The organism is Pseudomonas sp. UBA3149, assembly GCF_002364655.1.
GTDB classification, from domain to species: Bacteria; Pseudomonadota; Gammaproteobacteria; order Pseudomonadales; family Pseudomonadaceae; genus Chryseomonas; species Chryseomonas luteola.
Map to the genome: position 1 here is coordinate 34195 of NZ_DEYV01000006.1, position 21265 is coordinate 55459.

Annotated in this window: 19 protein-coding genes, 1 other RNA gene and 2 pseudogenes; 11 read left to right on the plus strand and 11 right to left on the minus strand. The window is 57.7% G+C overall.

All coding sequences use genetic code 11. From position 1 onward, the window contains the following. Positions 1 to 2 precede the first annotated feature (2 nt). Together pepP and B3729_RS03795 are read right to left on the minus strand one after the other, a co-directional pair. Positions 3 to 1352, minus strand: a complete 1350-nt coding sequence (gene pepP / locus B3729_RS03790) for a Xaa-Pro aminopeptidase (RefSeq protein WP_286787100.1) — start codon at positions 1350 to 1352, stop codon at positions 3 to 5. Positions 1353 to 1398: 46 nt separating this feature from the next. Continuing rightward, a complete protein-coding gene (locus B3729_RS03795) occupies positions 1399 to 1953 on the minus strand; it encodes a UPF0149 family protein (protein ID WP_073450029.1) in 555 nt (184 codons plus the stop codon). 106 nt (positions 1954 to 2059) lie between these two features. Between B3729_RS03795 and B3729_RS03800 the strand changes: the two genes are divergently transcribed. The 4 genes from B3729_RS03800 (at position 2060) to B3729_RS03815 (ending at position 3419) form a co-directional block, all read left to right on the plus strand. Continuing rightward, complete coding sequence (locus tag B3729_RS03800) at positions 2060 to 2281, plus strand: TIGR02449 family protein (protein WP_010796707.1); 222 nt, start codon at positions 2060 to 2062, stop codon at positions 2279 to 2281. Beyond that, positions 2278 to 2589, plus strand: a complete 312-nt coding sequence (locus tag B3729_RS03805; protein WP_010796706.1) for a cell division protein ZapA — start codon at positions 2278 to 2280, stop codon at positions 2587 to 2589. Before B3729_RS03800 ends, B3729_RS03805 begins: the two co-directional genes overlap by 4 nt. A 28-nt stretch (positions 2590 to 2617) precedes the next feature. Continuing rightward, a non-coding RNA gene (gene ssrS, locus B3729_RS03810) (6S RNA) lies at positions 2618 to 2795 on the plus strand. Between the two features lie 9 nt (positions 2796 to 2804). Next, positions 2805 to 3419, plus strand: a complete 615-nt coding sequence (locus B3729_RS03815) for a 5-formyltetrahydrofolate cyclo-ligase (protein ID WP_074821567.1) — start codon at positions 2805 to 2807, stop codon at positions 3417 to 3419. A 50-nt stretch (positions 3420 to 3469) separates the two neighbouring features. On the opposite strand, the gene B3729_RS03820 is transcribed toward B3729_RS03815, so the two are convergent. Continuing rightward, positions 3470 to 3613 carry a hypothetical protein gene (locus B3729_RS03820; protein ID WP_010796704.1) on the minus strand — a complete coding sequence of 48 codons (144 nt, stop codon included), beginning with the start codon at positions 3611 to 3613 and terminating at the stop codon, positions 3470 to 3472. A gap of 173 nt (positions 3614 to 3786) precedes the next feature. Here B3729_RS03820 and B3729_RS03825 point away from each other — a divergent pair, with 173 nt between their 5' ends. Next, on the plus strand, positions 3787 to 4236 hold the full coding sequence (locus B3729_RS03825) for an EVE domain-containing protein (RefSeq protein ID WP_286787101.1): 450 nt from the start codon (positions 3787 to 3789) through the stop codon (positions 4234 to 4236). Between the two features lies 1 nt (position 4237). Here the strand turns inward: B3729_RS03825 and B3729_RS03830 are convergent, their stop codons facing one another. Beyond that, positions 4238 to 4648, minus strand: coding sequence for a flagellar basal body-associated FliL family protein (locus B3729_RS03830; protein WP_010796702.1), 411 nt, complete (start codon positions 4646 to 4648; stop codon positions 4238 to 4240). 261 nt (positions 4649 to 4909) lie between these two features. Here B3729_RS03830 and B3729_RS03835 point away from each other — a divergent pair. Continuing rightward, a pseudogene (locus tag B3729_RS03835) lies at positions 4910 to 5575 on the plus strand (YoaK family protein). Between the two features lie 3 nt (positions 5576 to 5578). On the opposite strand, the gene B3729_RS03840 reads toward B3729_RS03835, so the two are convergent. Continuing rightward, a complete protein-coding gene (locus B3729_RS03840) occupies positions 5579 to 6604 on the minus strand; it encodes a DUF5924 family protein (RefSeq protein ID WP_286787102.1) in 1026 nt (341 codons plus the stop codon). Between the two features lie 284 nt (positions 6605 to 6888). On the opposite strand from B3729_RS03840, the gene glpT reads away from it, so the two are divergent. Then, positions 6889 to 8220 (plus strand): glycerol-3-phosphate transporter, encoded by a 1332-nt coding sequence (gene glpT / locus B3729_RS03845; protein WP_286787103.1) that lies wholly within the window; start codon positions 6889 to 6891, stop codon positions 8218 to 8220. 40 nt (positions 8221 to 8260) lie between these two features. Here the strand turns inward: glpT and B3729_RS03850 are convergent, their stop codons facing one another. From B3729_RS03850 to trxA, 4 genes are all read right to left on the minus strand, one after another. After that, complete coding sequence (locus B3729_RS03850; RefSeq protein WP_286787104.1) at positions 8261 to 9241, minus strand: CDP-6-deoxy-delta-3,4-glucoseen reductase; 981 nt, start codon at positions 9239 to 9241, stop codon at positions 8261 to 8263. A 135-nt stretch (positions 9242 to 9376) separates the two neighbouring features. Then, a complete protein-coding gene (gene ubiD, locus B3729_RS03855) occupies positions 9377 to 10843 on the minus strand; it encodes a 4-hydroxy-3-polyprenylbenzoate decarboxylase (protein WP_010796696.1) in 1467 nt (488 codons plus the stop codon). Between the two features lie 118 nt (positions 10844 to 10961). After that, a complete protein-coding gene (gene rho, locus B3729_RS03860; RefSeq protein WP_010796695.1) occupies positions 10962 to 12221 on the minus strand; it encodes a transcription termination factor Rho in 1260 nt (419 codons plus the stop codon). A 239-nt stretch (positions 12222 to 12460) separates the two neighbouring features. Beyond that, positions 12461 to 12787 (minus strand): thioredoxin TrxA, encoded by a 327-nt coding sequence (trxA, locus tag B3729_RS03865; protein WP_010796694.1) that lies wholly within the window; start codon positions 12785 to 12787, stop codon positions 12461 to 12463. Positions 12788 to 13167: 380 nt separating this feature from the next. On the opposite strand from trxA, the pseudogene B3729_RS03870 reads away from it, so the two are divergent. Together B3729_RS03870 and ppx are read left to right on the plus strand one after the other, a co-directional pair. Beyond that, positions 13168 to 13353, plus strand: a pseudogene (locus B3729_RS03870) (amino acid ABC transporter ATP-binding protein); the annotation flags it as partial. A gap of 106 nt (positions 13354 to 13459) precedes the next feature. Then, positions 13460 to 14965: an exopolyphosphatase gene (gene ppx / locus B3729_RS03875; protein WP_074821752.1), complete on the plus strand. Its 1506-nt coding sequence runs from the start codon at positions 13460 to 13462 to the stop codon at positions 14963 to 14965. Here ppx and ppk1 read toward each other — a convergent pair. Both ppk1 and hemB read right to left on the minus strand, forming a co-directional pair. Then, positions 14952 to 17153, minus strand: a complete 2202-nt coding sequence (ppk1, locus tag B3729_RS03880) for a polyphosphate kinase 1 (protein ID WP_010796691.1) — start codon at positions 17151 to 17153, stop codon at positions 14952 to 14954. The genes ppx and ppk1 overlap by 14 nt on opposite strands. 18 nt (positions 17154 to 17171) lie before the next feature. Continuing rightward, positions 17172 to 18185, minus strand: coding sequence for a porphobilinogen synthase (hemB, locus tag B3729_RS03885; RefSeq protein ID WP_286787105.1), 1014 nt, complete (start codon positions 18183 to 18185; stop codon positions 17172 to 17174). Between the two features lie 247 nt (positions 18186 to 18432). Here hemB and B3729_RS03890 point away from each other — a divergent pair, with 247 nt between their 5' ends. Continuing rightward, positions 18433 to 18987: a DedA family protein gene (locus B3729_RS03890; protein ID WP_010796689.1), complete on the plus strand. Its 555-nt coding sequence runs from the start codon at positions 18433 to 18435 to the stop codon at positions 18985 to 18987. A gap of 151 nt (positions 18988 to 19138) precedes the next feature. Further along, the gene (locus B3729_RS03895) at positions 19139 to 21262 is read left to right on the plus strand and encodes a putative bifunctional diguanylate cyclase/phosphodiesterase (protein WP_286787106.1); all 2124 of its coding nucleotides are present in this window, start codon (positions 19139 to 19141) and stop codon (positions 21260 to 21262) included. Positions 21263 to 21265: the final 3 nt, after the last annotated feature.

The following is a 21265-nucleotide window of genomic DNA, read 5'->3' on the forward strand; positions in this document are numbered from 1 at the left end:
CCTTACACGGCCGCTTCGGACGCCGAAGCGCCACGGGCATCAGCCATCAATCGTTCAATCTCATCGACCGCCTTGGGTACATGGCGGCTCAAAATTTCGCAGCCGTGGCGGTTGACCACGACATCATCCTCGATACGGACGCCAATGCCCCGCCATTTCTTCGCTACGCGTAGATTGTCTGACGCCACGTAAATGCCCGGCTCAACCGTCATGGTCATGCCCGGCTCCAGCATCCGCCACTGATCACCGATGCGATAGTCGCCAACGTCGTGTACATCCAGCCCCAGCCAGTGTCCGGCCCGATGCATGTAAAAATCACGATACGCGCCCTCTTCAATCAGGGTATTGATCTCACCCCGCAACAGGCCAAGATCAACCAGCCCTTCCGTAATGATACGGACCGTGACCTCATGGGCCTCGTCCCAATGGCGCCCGGGCGCGATGCAGGCAAAAGCTGCCTCGTTGGCTGCCAGCACGATCTCGTAGATAGCCTTCTGTTCAGGCGAAAACCGACCATTGACCGGAAAGGTACGGGTAATGTCACTGGCGTAGCAGTCGATCTCGCAGCCGGCGTCGATCAACACCAGATCGCCGTCCTTGAGCAGCGCGTCGTTCTGCTGGTAGTGCATGATACAGGCGTTGCGGCCGGAAGCGACGATGGAACCGTAAGCTGGCATCCGCGCCCCGCCCTTGCGAAACGCATAATCAAGCTCCGCCTCCAGATGATACTCTCTGAGCCCCGGCCGACAGGCCTGCATGGCCCGAATATGAGCATCACCCGACACGCTTGCCGCCTCACGCATAACCTTGATCTCAGCCGCGGTCTTGAAGAGACGGGCTTCATGCAGGAGAGGATCAAGTGCAATCAGCTCCTTGGGTGGCTGTGCCCCCTGGTTGGCCTTGGCGCGGATCAGGTTGATCCAGTCCAGTAACTGGCGATCGAAATCCGGGTTTGAGCCCATGGCGTAATAGACCCGCTCCCGCCCTTCGATCAGTCCCGGCAGGATGTCGTGGATGTCGCTGATGGGAAAGGCATCGTCAGCCCCGTATTGACGAATCGCGCCTTCCTGACCGGCGCGCGGGCCCGTCCACATCTCCTGGACAGGATCCTTCTCCCGGCAGAACAGCACGTACTCACCGTGTTCCCGCCCCGGAATCAATGCCATGACGGCATCCGGCTCGGGAAAGCCGGTCAGGTATTGAAAGTCGCTGTCCTGGCGGTAGGCATATTCGATATCGCGGTTACGCACACGCACGGGCGCGGCGGGCAATATCGCAATACTGCCCGCCGCCATCTCGGCCATGAGCGCTCGACGCCGACGGGCGAACTCGGCCTTCGGAATGCGGATCATGCGAACTCCTTAACGGAAAGATCGCCCTCGCCCGCCGGGTCAATCCTCAATGGATTGAAGGCTTGGGTGCAGGCGAAGGATTCTTGCCGTACTCGCTATAAAGAATGACAGGCGCCACACGAAGATACTCGGTGACCTCCATGTAATCGTTTTCGCCCTCCTCGGACTCCTCGAGCGTGTCCTGCACCTGCGCGATGGCGGCAAGATCCTGCAAAACTTCTTTGGCTTCGTTGGACAGCTCCGCCGTACGACTGGCCAGCCCAAAGCCGGACAGGAAGCCCTGGCACCACTGCGCCATAGCGGCCAGGCGCTCCTTAAGCGGCGCTTCGTCGGTTGGCAGGAGCAGCACGATGGCCACTTCGTTGGTGGCGAATTCCTGCTGTACCATGCCCAGAAGCCCTATCAGCGCTGACTTCAGACGGTCACTTGGCGCCCCGCCTAAGAGGTCGGTAGCGGCAACAAGCCAGTCGGATTCGTCAAACCCGGCGCCGGCGCAGATACGGCCCATCAGATGGCCATGAAGCTCGGCCGGGGAGACAGGAAGAGCCGCTTCGCTCAATAATTGTGTGAACGCGGCGTATGCAGATGATGTACTCGTCATGGATGGCTATGGTCGTTAGTCGACGTGATGGCTAGAATGAACCTTGTATCCTACGCGTTGACCTTGTTACCGGCCAACCTTGTATAGCTCGGAGCAGCAGCCATCCATGCGCGAGTCCTCGATCGAAAACGATCTCCAAGTACTGACCGATAAAATTGAGCAACTGCTCGAACACATCGAACAGCTTAGGAAAGAGAATCGCCAGCTGCGCGCCCATGAGCGTGGCTGGCGAGAAGAACGCGCCAAGCTAATCGAAAAGAACGATTTGGCTCGACATAAGGTCGAAGCGATGATTTTACGCCTGAAAGCCCTGGAGCAGGACTCATGAGCACCGACACCGTCACCGTCCACATCCTCGACAAGGACTACTGCATCAGCTGTCCACCGGACGAGCGCGCCAATCTTGAAACCACTGCGCGCTACCTCGACGGCAAGATGCGAGAAATCCGTGCCAGCGGCAAAGTGATTGGCGCCGACCGCATTGCGGTCATGGCAGCCCTCAATATCACCCACGACCTGCTGCATCGCCAGGATGGCGTGAACTTCGAAGTCAGCAGCACGCGCGAGCGCGTTCGCGACCTGCTGGACCGTGTCGACCGGGCTCTGACGACAGAGCAGGACGAACGGGGGGTTTGATTCTCATGGCGAAGGGGTATACTGGACACACTCTCTGGTGTGTTTGCCAGTCGGTCATGTCCCTGAGCCGATAAGCAACACCACGGGGGTCGCTCGCTGGGCTTGTGTGCATGTCCGCACGCCGGAAAGCCTAATGGCCCACGACTTCTCCCACCTTGAACTCTCGGGTTCAAGGGCTACACCGGCAGCGGCATTCCGGGGAGCTACCTTCACTCATGATCAAAGCTTCTGATCATTCTCGTCCGGCCCTGCGCCGAATCCTGCGTCAGAAACGTCGGGCCTTGAGCCCTACCGAGCAAAAGCAGGCTGCTCGACAGCTGCATCGTCAGCTCAGCCATCATCCCTTGTTTCGCCGTGCCCGGCAGATCGCCTTTTATCTTCCCAATGACGGTGAAATCGACCCGCGTCCGCTGCTTCGAACAGCCCAGCGCCGCGGCAAGGCCACCTTCCTGCCTGTATTGAGCCGTTGGCCAGCCACGCGCATGCATTTTCAGCGTGTCCGCCCCCACGAGCGTTGGGTGCGCAATCGCTTCAGGATCGTCGAACCCAGACCGAATCGGGTACAGCAGCGCAAACCCTGGACACTCGATCTGATTCTGATGCCGTTGGTAGGATTTGACGCACAGGGCGGTCGCCTGGGTATGGGTGGCGGCTTTTATGATCGGAGCCTGGCTTATCTCAAACGTCGCATCGCCTGGCGCTCACCTAAATTGTTAGGATTGGCCCACGAATGTCAGAAGGTGGATCAGCTGGCCCTGGCCAGTTGGGATGTGCCGATGAAGGCAACCGTGACGGATAAGGGATGGTACGGGAAGGAAGAGAAGGCCTGAACCCTGCGCCAGACTACAACGCAGGGTGTTCCACAGCGTGTTGCGAAGATTCAGCGGGACACTTGCTGAATCACATGAGCGGACGGTGAATTGTCCTGCTGCTTTTCCCAGAGACTTTGGGTATAGCCTGTCGTCACAACGCCCAAGCTAAACAGCGCGACCAGTACCCAAAGCAAGTCCGGCTTGCGTTTCATCTATGTGCCTACCCCTTCATTGGCATAATTAACGACACCGCCGACCTGTTTATATGCCAGGCCGTACGGCTACTCAAAAACCGCGGCATTCTGCGCTAACCAGTTTTCTGACGCAAACATTGCGTCAACCAACCGTCAGAAAGTCCAGAACCGTTTTGCCAGGAGCAATCTTCGTGCCTTATTGGCTGATGAAATCGGAACCCGATGAGTTTTCCATCCATGATTTGCAACGTCTCGGCAGTGGGCGCTGGGATGGCGTTCGTAACTATCAGGCACGCAACTTCATGCGGGCCATGGCTGCCGGGGATCTCTTTCTGTTCTACCACTCCAGCTGCCCCGAACCAGGCGTAGCCGGTATTGGCCGCATAGAAAATGATTCCTTTCCTGATCCGACCGCGCTGGATCCGAAAAGCCCATACCATTCGTCGAAAGCCACCCTGGAGAAAAACCCCTGGATTGCCCGCGACGTCAGTATTGTCGAGGTATTCGATCAGGTCACTTCACTGGCGCGTCTGCGCGAGGTGGCTGCCCTGAGCAATTTTGCATTGCTGCAAAAGGGCAGCCGCCTGTCAGTCATGCCAGTAACTGACGAAGAATGGCAGGCCATCCTGGCCTGCCGATGACTTAGGGCTGAACGATCAGGTTGTTGAACAACAGGTCCTCGACCATTGGTTTGCCTTCTTCGCCATTGATGATGTCCTGGACCTGCTTGAGCGCCGCCTGACGCAGCGCTTCACGGGCGTCGGCACCGGTCAGGGTCTCATCGGTCTGCTGCTCGAACAGCATGATGAGCTGATTGCGGATCAAGGGCTCATGAAAGGACACGCGCGCCGAGTCTTCCTTACTCATCGTCATCAGGGCAATATCGGCTTTGTAGTACTTGAGCTTTGGACCAGAGCCGTAATTACCGACCAGCGCGGGCGTCAGGTTGATGTAGTTAGGTTGCGGGGCGCCCTCTTCGGCCTCCTTTTTTTCCTCCGCCCAGGCTGGCAGAGCGAGTGAGAAAGCAAGTACGAACGCAAGCAGGGCTTTCACGGGGCAATTCCTCGAACAAAATGAGTGGTGCATAGCCAACCGATAGCTATGCCTGTCACAGCTTATCGACTAAACGGTGCATTTCTGAAGCCATAGGATTCAGATGGGCAACCACCCGAATATGACAGACTATAAAAACAGTCTCTTTAGTCGTCGCGGACAGGTTCCGCCCAGGATGGCGCTTTGAAACAACAGGATAGCACCCGCCTCACGCTTGACCTTTCATCAGCAGATGCTCACACCCAACCTCTCCACCTGAGCATGCATCGGCATCGCCGTGTAGGACTGGTACTGGTTGCCGCCTTGTCGATCCTGGCTGGCATGACAGATGCCATTGGCTTCTTGTCGGCTGGTGACTACGTATCCTTCATGAGCGGCAATACGACGCGACTGGCCGTAGCCGTTGCCTTGGGCGACAGCACCACCCTCTTGCGGCTGCTCCTGATTGTCGCCCTGTTTGTCCTCGGCAATGCACTCGGAATTGTCGTGGTGCGCATGAGCGGCCGTCGGGCGTTGCCTCTCCTGCTGCTGACATCGGCCTTGTTGGCCGCGGCGGCGGGCTGGTCCACCGGCGGTCTTCCAGGTGCAGTCTTGCTACCTCTTGTAGCCGCTGTGCTCGCCATGGGCATGATCAACGCCGCCGTGGAACAGGTGAACGGGCAGTCCATTGGGCTGACCTATGTTACGGGTGCACTTTCACGACTGGGACGAGGCCTGGGACGCTGGCTGCTGGATGAGCGCCACTCAGGCTGGCTGATGCAAGCGATTCCGTGGGCCGGCATGCTAGGCGGCGCCATAATGGGCGCATGACTCCAACACCACCTTGGCCTCAAGGCTCTCTTTGTCAGCAGCGCTTGGGCGGCCCTGATCGGCCTGGCATCCCTGTGGATTCCCAGGCGTTGGCAGTTGCATTACATGCCCAAATAGCCGTTAGGGCGTTACCTCGAAGCGCAAGGTGCCGATCATCTGCCCGTCCTCGGTTATGATCTGTACCTGCCATCGGCCAGCCACATCACTCGGGAAGTTCTGCTTGTGTGTCCAGGCCCGGTAGCCAGCCTCGCGGCCACCGCTGATCTCGAGTGGGATACGGTCGACCTCATCTCCATTATGCAGCCAGACATGGTAAATCCGCTCACTCAGCCCACGGGGCGCGTTGATGGCCGTATAGGCATAGAGACCTTGTGAACGCAGCTGGACAGCACTGATTTCCTTCAGACTCTTACCCGGTTCGCGCTTGAGGTTGTCAAAGCTGCTGGTAACCGCCACATCGGTCAGCCACAGCGTGGCGGGCGGCACCCAGGTACGCAGTACCCATCCTAGGCCTCCCACCATCAGGCTCAGACCAAGCACGACAGGCCATTGCCACAGGCGTCGGATCGAGAGCGCCACAAGAATGCTTGGAAACGACAACAACACCGCCACGCCTAATGCCAGCCGGTAGCTCTGCGTGGTGGTCAGTTGCAGGATGATGGGCAGGGACGTAAGCAGAACGGCAAACAACGTCAGCGTGTGATAGCCCAGAAAGATCCAGCGCCGGCTCGACAGCGCTTTGTAGTACAGTGGGTCGACAATCGATACTACAGCCATGGCGGCCAGCAGGCCGGTAAAGATGGCCTGCCCGCTGTTCCAGGTGGTTGTGACAAACAGGAACGGCAGGACAAAGAACAGGCTTTCCTGATGAATCATCTGGGTTGCGTAGCGAAACAGCCCAGGGGGCAGGTTCCAGCCAAACCGCCTAGTCACCCACTGACGCAGCACGTTCTCAACCATCAGCCATAACCAGCTGGCCAGCATTACGATGGCCATTACCTTGGCAAAGCCATGCTGGCGATCAACCAGCAGAAAGCTGCACACACCCGAAACAAAGCCTGCCAGGGCAATCAGGCGTGGATAACGGTTGATCAGGACGGTAGCGAGATCAACCAGACGTGATATGTAGCGCTTCCAGGTGGGCATAACGATCAGAACACAGGCGGTTATGGTTGAGACCCATCACGTGCGGTCAAGTGCGGTCCGGCGGGGCAGCATACGCATCCCCTTATAGAACGCCAACCGCGTTCAGTTCACACGTCACAACCTGTGACTGAACGGCCGTTAGGACCTGTACGTTCGGAAAACAACATTTTGCGAGCGTTTATTTTCGTTTATCGCACAGCGGTATCGGTCATTTTTCTGAAATGAAACTGTAATATTTGCCCTGCACGTCTCTTCTCATAAAAACAACGATCTTCGGAGCTCAAATGCTTGGTATTTTTCGTCCGGCCCCGCATACGGCGCGCCTGCCTTCCGATCGCATCGATCCTGCTTACAAACGCCTGCGCTGGCAGATCTTTGCCGGTATCTTCATCGGTTATGCCGGGTATTACCTTCTGCGCAAAAACTTTTCTCTGGCGATGCCCTACCTAGTAGAGGAAGGCTACAGCCGAGGAGAGCTGGGTATTGCGTTATCGGCCGTTGCCATCGCCTATGGTCTTTCCAAATTCCTCATGGGCATGGTGTCCGACCGCTCGAATCCCCGCTACTTTCTGCCCTTCGGCCTGCTGGTCTCGGCGGGTGTGATGTTCATTTTCGGTTTCGCACATTGGGCAACCTCAAGCGTGACCATCATGTTCATCCTGCTGTTCATCAATGGTTGGGCGCAAGGGATGGGCTGGCCACCCAGCGGGCGAACCATGGTGCATTGGTGGTCCCAGAAGGAACGCGGCGGCGTGGTCTCGGTCTGGAACGTTGCCCATAACGTAGGCGGTGGTCTGATTGGCCCGCTGTTTCTGCTGGGGCTCGGCTGGTTCAACGATTGGCACTCAGCCTTCTACGTTCCGGCGGCCGTAGCGCTGGGTGTTGCAGTTTTCGCGTTCCTGACCATGCGCGATACGCCGCAGTCCTGTGGGTTGCCACCTATCGAGGAATACAAGCAGGACTACCCGGAAGGCTACGACGAGAGCCATGAACGCGAATTCAGTACAAAGGAAATCTTTGTCAGATACGTGCTGAAAAACCGCATGCTCTGGTACATCGCACTGGCCAACGTATTCGTCTATCTGCTGCGTTACGGCGTGCTGGATTGGGCGCCCACCTACCTGAAGGAAGCCAAGCATTTCACGGTGGACAAATCATCCTGGGCATACTTTCTGTATGAGTGGGCCGGTATTCCCGGCACGCTGCTGTGCGGCTGGCTATCGGACAAACTGTTCAAGGGCAATCGTGGCGCCACCGGTGTAGTGTTCATGGCTCTGGTGGCAGTCGGCACCGTGGTTTACTGGCTCAACCCGCCAGGTAATCCCATGGTCGATATGTTCGCACTGATCGCCATTGGCTTTCTGATCTACGGCCCGGTGATGCTGATCGGTTTGCAGGCCCTGGAGCTGGTGCCCAAGAAAGCCGCCGGGACAGCTGCCGGCTTTACCGGCCTGTTCGGCTACCTGGGGGGCTCGGTAGCCGCCAACGCACTGGTTGGCTACACAGTGGACCTGTACGGCTGGGACGGCGGCTTCATGCTGCTGGTCGCGTCATGCGTATTGGCCATTGTGTTCCTGGCCTTGACGCTGCGCCATAAAAACCCGGTATTGAGTTAAGGTAGCGGACCGATCCAGCTACGGGCTGGATCGGTCCGGCTTACAACCCCAGCGCCTCTCTTGGCGCATAGGCGAACACGTCGGCCCGCATTTGGTGAGGATCCATCCCACCTTCGACCAGCGCATCCAATGTGGCATAAACCATGGCAGGCGACCCACTGGCATACACGTGCAGTGACTTCATATCGGTGAAGTCCTCTCGCACCGCTTCATGCAGAAGGCCGCAACGCCCCTCCCACCCACACAGGTCACTCACTACCTTGTTCAAGTGAAGACGGGGGTCCTGCTCCCACTCCTCCCAATGGGGTAATGCATAGAAGTCATCGGGATGACGCACGCCCCAATACAGGTGCAGGGGTTGATCGAAGCCGCGCACACGGCAATCCTCGATGAGGCTGTGCATTTGTGCCATTCCCGTTCCGGCCGCGATCAGAACAAGCGGGCCTGGAGGCAGATCGGCCAGATGCGCATCGCCAAAAGGCAGCTGGACACGCACCATGCGCTCTCGCTCAAGCTGCTGGATAATCGCCTGACTGCTCTCTTCACGCGTCAGAATATGCAACTCCAGCTCACGCCCCTGATGCGGTGCGGATGCCAGCGAAAAGGCCGACTGCTTGCCATCGTCCCGCTCAAGCATCAGGTATTGTCCAGCGTGATAGCGCGGGAGCTTGCCTGCTGGAGCCAGCAGCCGGACACGGCGTACATCTCCGCCCACATCCTCACATGCCAGGACCTGACAGGCAAAGGCGCCTACTGGAAGCTCGCCCGGCGCGAATACTCCATCCCAATGCAACTCGCATGTTTCGAGCGGCTCGGCCAGGCAGACGAAAATCTCACCGTGGTCGATGACATCGTTCTGCTGCCTGACCCGCCCTTCGATCAACAAGGCTGCACAGACATGGCAATTACCGTTGCGGCAGCTGTGCGGACACTCATACCCCAGCCTGCGTGCCGCATCCAGGATACGCTCGCCAGGTAACGTCTCGAGTACCGCCCCAGAGGGACGTAACGTGACCTTCATCTCAGGACGCCTTGTGAATGGAAGTGGATTTCTGGGGATAGCTCTGCACGAATCCCATGCCTGCAAATTCCTCTGTATGCATAGGGTTCGACGCACAATGTGCGCAACTTATCCCCGTTGGGCCAACAGTATCCATCAATCGATCCCCAGGCTGGACCAGATCTCATCGACCCGCTTGACCACGGCTTCGTCCTTGACGATAGCCCGCCCCCATTCCCGATTGGTCTCTCCGGGCCACTTGTTGGTGGCATCCAACCCCATCTTCGAGCCCAGGCCCGAAATCGGTGAAGCGAAATCCAGATAGTCGATAGGCGTATTGTCGATCATCACGGTGTCGCGCTTGGGGTCCATGCGGGTTGTGATAGCCCAGATCACATCGTTCCAATCCCGAGCGTTGATGTCATCATCGGTCACGATCACGAACTTGGTGTACATGAACTGGCGCAGGAAGCTCCAGACGCCCAGCATTACCCGCTTGGCATGGCCTGGGTACTGCTTTTTCATGGTGACCACAGCCATGCGGTAGGAGCACCCTTCAGGCGGCAGGTAGAAATCGACGATCTCGGGAAATTGCTTTTGCAGGATCGGCACGAACACTTCGTTCAATGCCACACCAAGAATGGCCGGCTCATCCGGCGGACGTCCGGTATAGGTACTGTGGTAGATCGCGTCACGGCGGCGAGTGATACGCTCGACGGTAAACACTGGGAAGCGGTCTACTTCATTGTAATAGCCGGTATGATCACCGTAAGGCCCCTCATCAGCCATCTCGCCGGGATAGATGAAGCCTTCCAAAATGATCTCGGCGCTGGCCGGTACCTGCAGGTCACTGCCGATGCATTTCACCAGCTCGGTACGGCTGCCACGCAGAAGGCCAGCAAATGCATATTCGGACAGCGTATCCGGAACCGGCGTAACAGCGCCCAGAATCGTTGCCGGATCTGCACCCAGGGCTACCGCCACGGGATAGGGCTTGCCTGGATACTTGGCGCACCATTCACGAAAATCCAGGGCGCCGCCACGATGGCTAAGCCAGCGCATGATGACCTTGTTGCGACCAATGACCTGCTGACGGTAGATACCCAGGTTCTGCCGTTCCTTGTTCGGTCCCTTGGTAACAGTCAGGCCCCAGGTGATCAACGGACCGACATCGCCCGGCCAGCAGTGCTGGATCGGCAAGCGGGACAGATCAACCGCCTCGCCCTCTTCGATCACCTCATGGCAAGGGGCGTCCTTCATCACCTTGGGCGCCATGCTGATGACCTTCTTGTAAATCGGCAGCTTTGACCAGGCATCCTTCAATCCCTTGGGCGGCTCCGGCTCCTTCAGAAATGCCAGCAGCTTGCCAATCTCGCGCAGTTCACCGACATCTTCTGCACCCATGCCCATCGCAACCCGCTCAGGTGTGCCAAACAGGTTGCCTAGCACAGGCATGTCGTATCCGGTCGGATTTTCGAACAGCAGAGCCGGCCCCTTGCGACGCAAGGTACGGTCACACACTTCGGTCATTTCGAGGTTGGGCGAGACGGGGGTCTGGATGCGCTTCAGCTCGCCACGCTGTTCCAGGCCGCGGATGAAGTCGCGAAGGTCGCGGTATTGCATAGCGGGACGTATCTCGGCAGAGAATGAAGCGGAAAGTGTACCGCTCCTGGCCCCCTTTTCGAAAATGAAAAGCCTGCCCGGAATGTAAAAAGGCCGGGAAACCCCGGCCTTTTCAGTCTTACTTGCGCTTCATCGAGTCGAAGAACTCGTCGTTGGTCTTGGTCTGACGCAACTTGTCGAGCAGGAACTCGATGGCACCGATCTCTTCCATCGGATGCAGGATCTTGCGCAGAATCCAGATGCGCTGCAGCTCTTCCTCACCGGTCAGCAACTCTTCGCGGCGGGTGCCGGAACGGTTGATGTTGATGGCGGGGAATACGCGCTTCTCGGAGATCTTGCGATCCAGCTGAAGCTCCATGTTACCGGTGCCCTTGAATTCTTCGTAGATGACTTCGTCCATCTTCGAGCCGGTATCGACCAGAGCTGTTGCCAGAATGGTCAGGCTACCGCCTTCTTCGATGTTACGTGCCGCACCGAAGAAACGCTTGGGCTTTTCGAGCGCATGGGCGTCCACACCACCGGTCAGTACCTTGCCGGAGCTCGGGATCACGGTGTTGTAGGCACGTGCCAGACGGGTAATGGAGTCCAACAGGATTACCACGTCTTTCTTGTGCTCGACCAGACGCTTGGCCTTCTCGATTACCATTTCAGCAACCTGTACGTGGCGGGTTGGCGGCTCGTCAAAGGTGGACGCCACTACTTCGCCGCGCACGGTACGCTGCATTTCGGTTACTTCTTCCGGGCGCTCGTCGATCAACAGAACGATCAGGTGGCACTCGGGGTTGTTACGGGTGATGTTGCTGGCGATGTTCTGCAGCATCAGCGTCTTGCCCGCTTTCGGCGGAGCGACGATCAGACCACGCTGGCCCTTGCCAATCGGCGCACACAGGTCGATCACTCGGCCGGTGAGGTCTTCGGTGGAACCATTACCGGCTTCCATCGTCAGGCGCTTGTTGGGGAACAGCGGCGTCAGGTTTTCGAACAGGATCTTGTTCTTCGCATTCTCGGGTCGATCATAGTTGATGGTATCGACCTTGAGCAGCGCGAAGTAACGCTCGCCTTCTTTCGGCGGGCGAATCTTGCCGATGATGGTATCACCGGTGCGCAGATTGAAACGGCGGATCTGACTGGGAGAGACGTAGATATCGTCGGGGCCGGCCAGGTAGGAGGAGTCCGCACTACGCAGGAAGCCGAAGCCATCCTGCAGAATCTCCAGCACGCCATCACCGGAAATCTCTTCACCGCTTTTTGCGTGTTTTTTCAGCAGAGAGAAAATCACGTCCTGCTTGCGGGAGCGAGCCATGTTTTCCAGGCCCATGGCTTCCGCCATTTCCAACAGTTCCGTGATTGGCTTTTGCTTGAGTTCGGTAAGGTTCATAGACGTTGCTAACTGAGAAAAGGAGGGAGTAAGAATCTTTTTGGCTTGAGAGGCCTCGCCGCGGCTAACGACAGAATCGCGTTGGTTATTCTAGTAAGAGAATCGGCGAAGGCATGCAGAGGGCGACACGCGTTTGTGTCGTTGCGAGATCGAATGTAGCACCCTGCTAGACAGGACGTCTAGTGCTAAATAATAAAAAGCCCCGCTAAACGCAGGGCTTTTGATCGAGAGCAATAAAATCAGATATTGCTATCGAGGAATGCCGCCAGCTGGGATTTGGACAACGCACCCACCTTGGTGGCTTCAACGGAGCCGTTCTTGAACAGCATCAGCGTCGGGATACCGCGTACGCCATACTTCGGCGGGGTGTCCTGGTTTTCATCAATGTTGAGTTTGCAAACCTTCAGCTTGCCCTGATAGTCCTTGGCGATTTCATCCAGAACCGGCGCAATCATTTTGCAGGGACCACACCATTCGGCCCAGTAGTCGACCAGCACGGGACCGTCAGCCTTGAGCACGTCCTGCTCGAAGCTGGCATCGCTGACGTTGGTGATGTATTCGCTCATGGACTTTCTCCGAATTCGGAAACGACAAAAAAGAACGACCACTATAGCCCTGCCAGCGCTTAACAGGAAGGCACAAGCCATTAAGTCTCTTTATTGGGACAGCTAAAGCCTCTCAATTACACCATTTGGCAGACCGCCGGAAAATCAGCGGGCTGCCTGTACGAATACGCCTTGTTTTGCCCTTCTCAGTGAAGCTGCGCACTAGAACGGAGCAGTATGCCTTATCCGCATGGTCTCAACATCGACACGGCACAGCGGGTGCCGAGAAGCTGGATACCAGACTCGTGCTGGTGCCAATAATCAGCACCAATCGTATTCCTTTTAAAATCAAGGCAAGGTTGATTAAGTGATTTTCAGCCTAGGCAAGAATCCTTAACAGAAAGCAGCGGATCCAGGATGGCATGACACTGATCATGATGCCTCATGAGACGCGCTTTGCCCGCCAAGCGGGCGATGTGCAGGTGTTCATGCATCGAGGCAAGGTGCATGAACTGGGCAATCCCAAGAAAATATTCGCCAACCCCGGGACGCCGGAGCTGGCACAGTTCATCGGTTCGGTTCATTGATCCAGACCACAGCCCATCGACTGAAACAGTCTGACTGCACGTTGAGGTTTGGCAGACCACCTCGATCGTGGCACGATTGTCGACGTTTATGTATGAGACCGTCAGCATGCCACATTCATCCGCAGAACCGTTTCCCCTGATTGCTGCCATCGATCTTGGCTCCAATAGCTTTCACATTGTTCGGGCGCGGACTGACCATGGCGAAATTCGTATCCTTGAACGTATGGGCGAAAAGATTCAGCTGGCCGCTGGGCTGGACGAATCACGGATGCTCAGCGAAGAAGCCATGGAACGCGGGCTCGAATGCCTGCGCCGCTTTGCCCAGTTGATCACCGGCCTGCCGCTGGGCGCCGTGCGTATCGTAGGCACCAACGCGCTTCGCGAGGCCAGGAACCGCAGCGACTTCATCATGCGTGCCCAGCAGGTACTGGGGCATTCCGTGGAAGTCATCTCCGGCCGTGAAGAAGCCCGCCTGATCTACCTGGGCGTTTCCCATACCATGCCAGATATGGAAGGCCGTCGCCTAGTGACTGATATCGGTGGTGGCAGCACCGAGTTCATTATCGGCCAGCGCTTTGAAACCCATCAGCGCGAAAGCCTGCAGATGGGCTGCGTCAGTTATACCAAGCGGTTCTTCGCGGACGGCAAGATTACGCCGTCCCGCTATGCCCAGGCCTACACGGCCGCCCGGCTGGAGTTGATGAACATCGACCAGAGCCTGCGCGAAAAAGGCTGGCAGGAAGCCGTAGGCGCCTCCGGCACCATCCGCGCCGTGGCCCTGGCCATCCAGGCCGCCGGACGCGGCAAGGGTGAGGTCAATGCCGAAGGCATCGAGTGGCTCAAGCGCAAGATCTTCAAGCAGGGCGACATCGAAAAGCTCGATATCGAAGGGGTCAAGCCCGACCGCCGCACCATTCTGCCGGGTGGTCTCGCCATTCTGGAGGCGATCTTCAAAGCGCTGGAGCTGCAGGAGATGAACCTGTCCGAAGGCGCACTGCGTGAAGGTGTGCTCTATGACATGATCGGTCGCCAGCACCACGAAGATGTACGGGAGCGTACGTTGTCAGCCCTGGCAGAACGCTACCACGTGGACAAGCGTCAGGCCGAACGGGTCGAGCGCCGTGCCCTGAAGGCCTTCGAACAGGTTACCGAAGCCTGGAACCTGAGCAATCCTTGCTACCGGGAACTGCTGACCTGGGCAGCGCGCGTGCATGAGATCGGGCTGGACATTGCCCACTACCACTATCACAAGCACGGCGCCTATCTGATCGAGCATTCCGATCTACCTGGGTTTTCCCGACGCGACCAGCAGATGCTGGCCCTTCTGGTGCGCGGCCATCGCCGGAATATCCCGCGGGATCGCTTCGCCGAGCTGGGTGACGAAGAAGGCGAAAGCCTGATCCGCCTGTGCATCCTGCTGCGCTTTGCCATTCTGTTCCATCATATCCGCAGCAACCAGGAGCGCCCCATCGTGACGCTCAAGGCAGGCCCGCGCAGCCTCGCGGTATGCTTCCCGGTCGGCTGGCTGGAGCAGAATCCGCTGACCCAGGCTGACTTCGAACAGGAAGCGCAGTGGCTCACGCGGATCGGCTATACCCTTACCGTGTGTTAATACCCGGACTGCTCAGGCGCTCCATGAGAGTCGCCTGCACAGTCCGCGGGTTCTGGTTGCCCGTTGGCGAAATGCGCTGGTAACTCCCGTCCTCCTGCAGCACCCAGCTCTGGGTGTTGTCAGTGAGGTAGGCTTCCAGATCCTTCTTGACCCGTGAAATGAGCTTTTTGCCTTCCACCGGGAAGCAGGTCTCCACACGCATGTCGAGGTTTCGCTCCATCCAGTCCGCACTGGACAGGTACATGCGCTCATCTCCCCCATTGAGGAAGTAGTAGATCCGGCTGTGCTCCAGGAAGCGGCCGATGATCGAACGCACCTGGATGTTATGCGACACGCCCGGTACGCCCGGACGCAGACAGCACATTCCGCGAACGACCAGATCGATTTTCACACCCGCCTGGCTTGCTTTGTATAGCGCTCGGATAACCTTGGGATCGGTCAGACCGTTGACCTTGGCCATAATGTGCGCGGGGCGACCCTCCGCAGCTGCAGCGGCCTCACGGTTGATCATTTCCAGCAGGTTCTTCTTGAGCGTAAACGGCGCATGCAGGAGCTTTTTCATGCGCAGGGTCTTGCCCATACCGATCAACTGGTTGAACAGCTTGTGAACGTCTTCGGTCAGGGCTATGTCGGCCGTCAGCAGGCTGTAGTCGGTGTACAGCTTCGCGTTGCCGGCATGGTAGTTACCAGTGCCCAGGTGCGCATAACGCCGCAACTCACCATTTTCACGGCGCAGAATGAGCATCATCTTGGCGTGAGTCTTGAAGCCGACCACCCCATAGATCACCACGGCCCCTGCCTGCTGGAGACGGCTCGCCAGTTGCAGGTTGGATTCCTCGTCGAAACGCGCCCGCAATTCGATAACCGCCGTGACTTCTTTGCCGCTGCGCGCCGCTTCTACCAGCGCATCGACAATTTCCGAGTTGGCACCGCTGCGGTACAGGGTCTGCTTGATGGCCAGAACGCTGGGGTCCTTGGCAGCCTGGCGCAGCAGGTCAACCACAGGCGTAAAGGACTCGAACGGGTGCATCAGCAGCACATCGATCTTGCCCAGTACGTTGAAGAGGTTTTCCTTCTTCTGGAGTAGCTTGGGAATGCTGGGCGTCAGCGGGGCGTTCTGCAGCTCAGGGTGGCTGTCGAGTCCCGTCACACTGAACAAGCGCGTCAGGTTGACCGGGCCGTTGACCTTGTACAGCTCGCTTTCAGCCAGATTGAACTGCTTGAGCAGATAGTCCGTAAGGTTCTTCGGGCAGCTTTCGACCACCTCCAGGCGTACCGCATCCCCGTAGCGGCGGGAGAACAGCTCGCCTCGCAGTGCGCGGGCCAAGTCGTCTACATCTTCGGCGTCCACCGACAGGTCGGCGTTACGGGTCAGACGGAACTGGAAGCAGCCCTTCACCTTCATGCCGGGGAACAGGTCGTCGGCATGGGCATGGATCATCGAAGAGAGGAAAACGTAGTTGTCGCCCGGGCCGCCAATTTCTTCGGGCACGCTGATGATACGCGGCAGCGAACGCGGCGCCGGAATAATGGCCAGGCCCGAGTCGCGGCCAAAGGCGTCCATCCCTTCCAGCTCAACGATGAAGTTGAGACTCTTGTTAACCAGGAGCGGGAACGGGTGTGTCGGATCCAGCCCGATGGGCGTGATAATTGGGGCGATCTCGTCGCGGAAGAACTTACGCACCCAGCCCTTGATCTTCAGGTCCCAGTTGCGGCGGCGAATGAAGCGGATCTGATGTTTGGACAGCTCCGGCAACAGCACATCGTTGAGAATGGTGTACTGGCGCGCCACCTGCTCATGCACGATGTCGCTGATGCGGGCCAGGGCCTGATGCGGCAGCAAGCCGTCGGCACCGGCCTGCTCGCGGGCAAAGGCGACCTGCTTTTTCAGACCCGCGACACGAATCTCGAAAAACTCGTCCAGGTTACTGGAAAAGATCAGCAGGAACTTGAGCCGTTCAAGCAGCGGATAGGACTCATCGAGGGCCTGTTCGAGCACCCGGATGTTGAATTGCAGCTGAGACAGTTCCCGGTGAATATACAGGCTACTGTCGTCAACACTTAAGGCCGGCACGGCCGGTGCTTCTGGCACCGCGACCGCAGGCGTGGTTTCAACGGTGGGCGTAGCGTCGGTCAATGCGGCCTCCTCGGTGCGCGCAGTAGTATCAATGAGTCCTTGGCTGTTCATGGCAGCTCCTTGGGAGCGTTAACGCTCCTGACGTAATTGTTGGGCAGCGCGTTTGGCAAAGTAAGTCAGAATGCCATCAGCGCCGGCACGTTTGAAAGCGAGCAGAGATTCCAGAATCACCGCCTCGGATAGCCAGCCGTTCTGGATTGCGGCCATGTGCATGGCGTATTCGCCGCTAACCTGATACACAAAGGTCGGAACACGGAACTCGTCCTTCACCCGGCGCACGATGTCCAGGTAAGGCATGCCCGGCTTAACCATGACGGAATCGGCCCCCTCGGCCAGATCGCCCGCCACCTCCTGTAAGGCTTCGTCACTGTTGGCCGGATCCATCTGGTAGGTCGCCTTGTTGCCTTTGCCCAGGTTGGCAGCCGAGCCGACCGCATCCCGGAAAGGCCCATAATAGGCACTCGCATACTTGGCCGAGTAGGCCATGATCTGCACGTTGTGATAACCCGCCTCTTCCAGAGCCGCGCGAATGGCACCTACTCGGCCATCCATCATGTCCGACGGCGCAACGACCTGGGCACCGGCGGCCGCATGGGACAGCGCCTGCCTGACCAGCACCTCGACGGATATGTCGTTCAGCACATAGCCCTTCTCATCGAGAATGCCATCCTGTCCGTGGGTGGTAAACGGATCGAGCGCAACGTCAGTAATCACGCCCAGCTCTGGAAAGTGTTCACGGAGCGCACGCGTGGCCCGCTGGGCGATACCGTCAGGGTTGTAAGCCTCGGCACCATCAAGAGATTTCTTCTCAGACGGTGTGACGGGGAACAGAGCGACGGCAGGAATGCCTAATGCTACAAGCTCAGCCGCTTCTTCCAGTAGAAGATCGATGGATAGACGCTCGACGCCCGGCATGGAGGGCACGCTTTCACGGCGATTTTCGCCGTCGAGCACGAACACTGGCAGGATCAGGTCGTCTACGGTCAGCGTGTGCTCACGCATCAAGCGGCGGGAAAAGTCATCCCGGCGCTGGCGGCGCATCCGCGTGAATGGAAAGGAACGGCTTACTGAAGTGAAACTCACGGTGTACTCCCGGACTCAAGCAGAGTCATTGTGATGAGTTATAAGTCACTATCATGACCGAATGGTAACAACTGATGACAATAAGGCATGTCTATCAACCCTGTTTAAGGCAGACGACCTCTAGCTTCGGCTTGGCACATCGCTATGCAAATCCCCTGCTTTTAAAAAGGGTTAGACGAAGCGATAGCTTCCTTCCGGCGGCTAACCGAGTTAGGCTGCGCCTTCATTTCGCCCTGTTGTCGTGACGATGCTGCAACAATTCCTCCATGATTTCGGTTATTTCGCCCTTTTCCTCGGCACGTTCTTCGAGGGTGAAACCATTCTGGTTCTGGCAGGTTTTCTAGCCTTCCGCGAGTACATGAACATCCAGACGGTCATTATGGTGGCCTTCATGGGAAGTTATGCAGGCGACCAGCTCTGGTATTTCCTGGGTCGCCGTCACGGTCGCAAGCTGCTCAAGCGAAAGCCTCGCTGGGAAGCCATGGGAGACAAGGCACTGGATCATATTCGCCGTCATCCCGATCTGTGGGTGCTCAGCTTTCGCTTCGTCTACGGCCTGAGAACGGTAATGCCGGTGGCCATTGGCATGTCGGGCTATCCTCCGGCGCGCTACCTGCTGCTCAATGGTATCGGCGCCATTGTCTGGGCCACTGTCCTGGGATTGGCGGCCTATCACTTTGGAGCAGTGCTCGAAGGAGCCTTGGGCAATCTCAAGCGCTACGAACTGATGGTGCTCGGCGCCCTGCTGGTTCTGGGCGTGGTACTCTGGCTGTGGCGCCGGATACGCGCTCCGAAAAAATAGTTTTTCTTTCTTTTTCCCGCCTCCACCTGTCGGTCACCCTCAAGCTTGGCCGACGGGCGGCCGATAAGGCCATTACCAACGTATTCAGTAGCCTTGCCGTGGCGATATCGAATATATCGATGCAGTGGGATGTCCTTTCGAGTCTGTAATCATGTTGCTTGCCACATCCCTGCCTGACGGCTTCGTACCGGTCGGCTCCGATCATCATCATTTCGTTCTGGTTCTGCTGTCCTATCTGGTGGCAACAGCGGCCGGTTATACCGCGCTTTATATGGCCAGACGCGCCTCGTCGGCCGCCTTGAGTAAGAACCGTCTGCTCTGGTGTGGTGTAGGCGGCCTGGCGCTGGGCAGTGGTATCTGGTCAATGCACTTTATTGCAATGCTGTCCTATGCCTCGCCGGTCAGTATGCAGTACGGCTACAGCATGACATTGCTGTCATTAGGCATCGCCGTTGCCGTGTCCTGCGTCGTCATGTGGCTTATCAGCCGTGAGCGGCTAGCTACCTGGGAATACCTGGCAGCTTCGGTCGCAGCGGGCTGCGGCATTGCAGCCATGCACTACACCGGAATGTCCGCAATCAATTCCGTTGGTGTCCAGGTGTACAACCCGCTCCTGTTCCTGGTCTCAATCCTAGTGGCTATCCTGGCGTCTCTGGCGGCATTGATCATGGCGTTTTACGTCCGTAACCAAGTCGGTCGCCATACCCAATTGCTCATGATCCTGGGTAGCCTGATTCTGGGCGGTGCGATCGTGTCTATGCACTTCACTGGCATGGCTGCACTAACGCTAGTGGTCCCGGAAGATACGCCAGTCATGATGATGGCCCATGATGCCCATCATGGGCTTTTAGGGACCATCATTGCATTTCTGACCTTGGTCGTGATCTGTGCAGGCCTGACAGCCACTCGTCTGGAACACCGTTTTCATGAGCAGAGCGTACGCCTGGAAGAGATGTCGACGGCGCTGAGTCAGGTTACGCTGCTCGATCCGCTTACCCAGCTGCTGAATGATTACAGCTTTACCCAAACGCTGGCGCGCATCATCAACAAGGCCACCCCCGAGGAAGGCCTTGCCCTGCTTAATCTGGATCTGGATCACTTCAAGCGAATCAATGACAGCCTGGGTTACAACGTGGGCGACGATCTGCTTACCCAGGTTGCCCAACGCATCACGGCCGTGCTTGATAGCACCGTGCACGTCGCTCGTCAGGGTAACGAGTTTCTAGTCCTGGTTCCTGAGGCACAGCCTGAGCACAGTGAACGCCTTGCCATGCGGCTGTTGGAGCAGCTTCGCCCGCCCTTCAACCTGAGCGGACAGCAGATAGGCATGACGCTGAGCATCGGCATTGCCCACTATCCCAAGGATGGCCGCTCTGCCAATGAACTGCTGCGCAATGCAGGCCTCGCCTTGGGGCAGTGCAAGCGCAACGGGCGTAATCGCTTCCTGCATTTTGCTCCGGAATTGCAGACCCAGGCGGAGGAAACGCTTCACTTGGAGCAGGAACTGCGTCAGGCCATTACTGAAGGCACGCTGGAAGTACATTACCAGCCTATTGTTACCAGTGATGCGCGGACTACCGCCAGCCTGGAGGCATTGGTTCGCTGGAATCATCCGACGCTTGGTCCCATCAGGCCTGACCGCTTTGTCCATGTAGCAGAGCTGAGCGGGCAAATTGGTGAGCTGGATCATTGGGTCATGCGGCGTGCCTGTCGAGACCTGAAAACCCTGCGCGGGCTGGGTTACAGCGAGCTACGGGTAGCAGTAAACTGCTCGCCTTTGAACCTTACCGATCGGACCCTTCCCAAACGCGTGGAAGAAGCGCTCAGCGAAGCCGAGCTGCCGCCCGAGGCGCTGACGCTCGAGCTGACTGAAAATGCTCTGATGCATAACCTCAACCTGGCGATTGAGTTGTTAGAACGAATTCGAGCGCTTGGCGTAAAGGTTTCGATCGATGACTTTGGCAGTGGCTACTCCTCCCTGGCGTACCTAAGCAAGTTCAAGGTCGATACGCTCAAGGTCGATCGCTCGTTTGTGCGTGATATTCCTAATCAGCAGACCGATATGGAGATTACTGCCGCGATTATTGCCATGGCGCACAAACTGCAGCTCAGAGTTGTGGCCGAAGGTGTGGAGACCCTGGAGCAGCTGACTTTCCTCAGGGAAAATCAGTGCGACTTCATCCAGGGTTATTTCTTCAGTAAGCCTTTGTCACTGCCGCAGCTGCAAGCTTGGCTGGCAAGAGCTGAGCAGGAGCAGAGCGTAGAGCCTGCCTGAGCA

Coding starts and splice junctions, on each gene's coding strand:
- B3729_RS03890 (WP_010796689.1), top strand. CDS start 18,433: ATGCTGCAACAATTCCTCCATGATTTCGGTTATTTCGCCCTTTTCCTC.
- B3729_RS03805 (WP_010796706.1), top strand. CDS start 2,278: ATGAGCACCGACACCGTCACCGTCCACATCCTCGACAAGGACTACTGC.
- glpT (WP_286787103.1), top strand. CDS start 6,889: ATGCTTGGTATTTTTCGTCCGGCCCCGCATACGGCGCGCCTGCCTTCC.
- B3729_RS03850 (WP_286787104.1), bottom strand. CDS start 9,241: ATGAAGGTCACGTTACGTCCCTCTGGGGCGGTACTCGAGACGTTACCT.
- B3729_RS03815 (WP_074821567.1), top strand. CDS start 2,805: ATGATCAAAGCTTCTGATCATTCTCGTCCGGCCCTGCGCCGAATCCTG.
- B3729_RS03800 (WP_010796707.1), top strand. CDS start 2,060: ATGCGCGAGTCCTCGATCGAAAACGATCTCCAAGTACTGACCGATAAA.
- trxA (WP_010796694.1), bottom strand. CDS start 12,787: ATGAGCGAATACATCACCAACGTCAGCGATGCCAGCTTCGAGCAGGAC.
- rho (WP_010796695.1), bottom strand. CDS start 12,221: ATGAACCTTACCGAACTCAAGCAAAAGCCAATCACGGAACTGTTGGAA.
- ppk1 (WP_010796691.1), bottom strand. CDS start 17,153: ATGAACAGCCAAGGACTCATTGATACTACTGCGCGCACCGAGGAGGCC.
- B3729_RS03820 (WP_010796704.1), bottom strand. CDS start 3,613: ATGAAACGCAAGCCGGACTTGCTTTGGGTACTGGTCGCGCTGTTTAGC.
- B3729_RS03795 (WP_073450029.1), bottom strand. CDS start 1,953: ATGACGAGTACATCATCTGCATACGCCGCGTTCACACAATTATTGAGC.
- B3729_RS03840 (WP_286787102.1), bottom strand. CDS start 6,604: ATGCCCACCTGGAAGCGCTACATATCACGTCTGGTTGATCTCGCTACC.
- B3729_RS03895 (WP_286787106.1), top strand. CDS start 19,139: ATGTTGCTTGCCACATCCCTGCCTGACGGCTTCGTACCGGTCGGCTCC.
- ubiD (WP_010796696.1), bottom strand. CDS start 10,843: ATGCAATACCGCGACCTTCGCGACTTCATCCGCGGCCTGGAACAGCGT.
- pepP (WP_286787100.1), bottom strand. CDS start 1,352: ATGATCCGCATTCCGAAGGCCGAGTTCGCCCGTCGGCGTCGAGCGCTC.
- ppx (WP_074821752.1), top strand. CDS start 13,460: ATGCCACATTCATCCGCAGAACCGTTTCCCCTGATTGCTGCCATCGAT.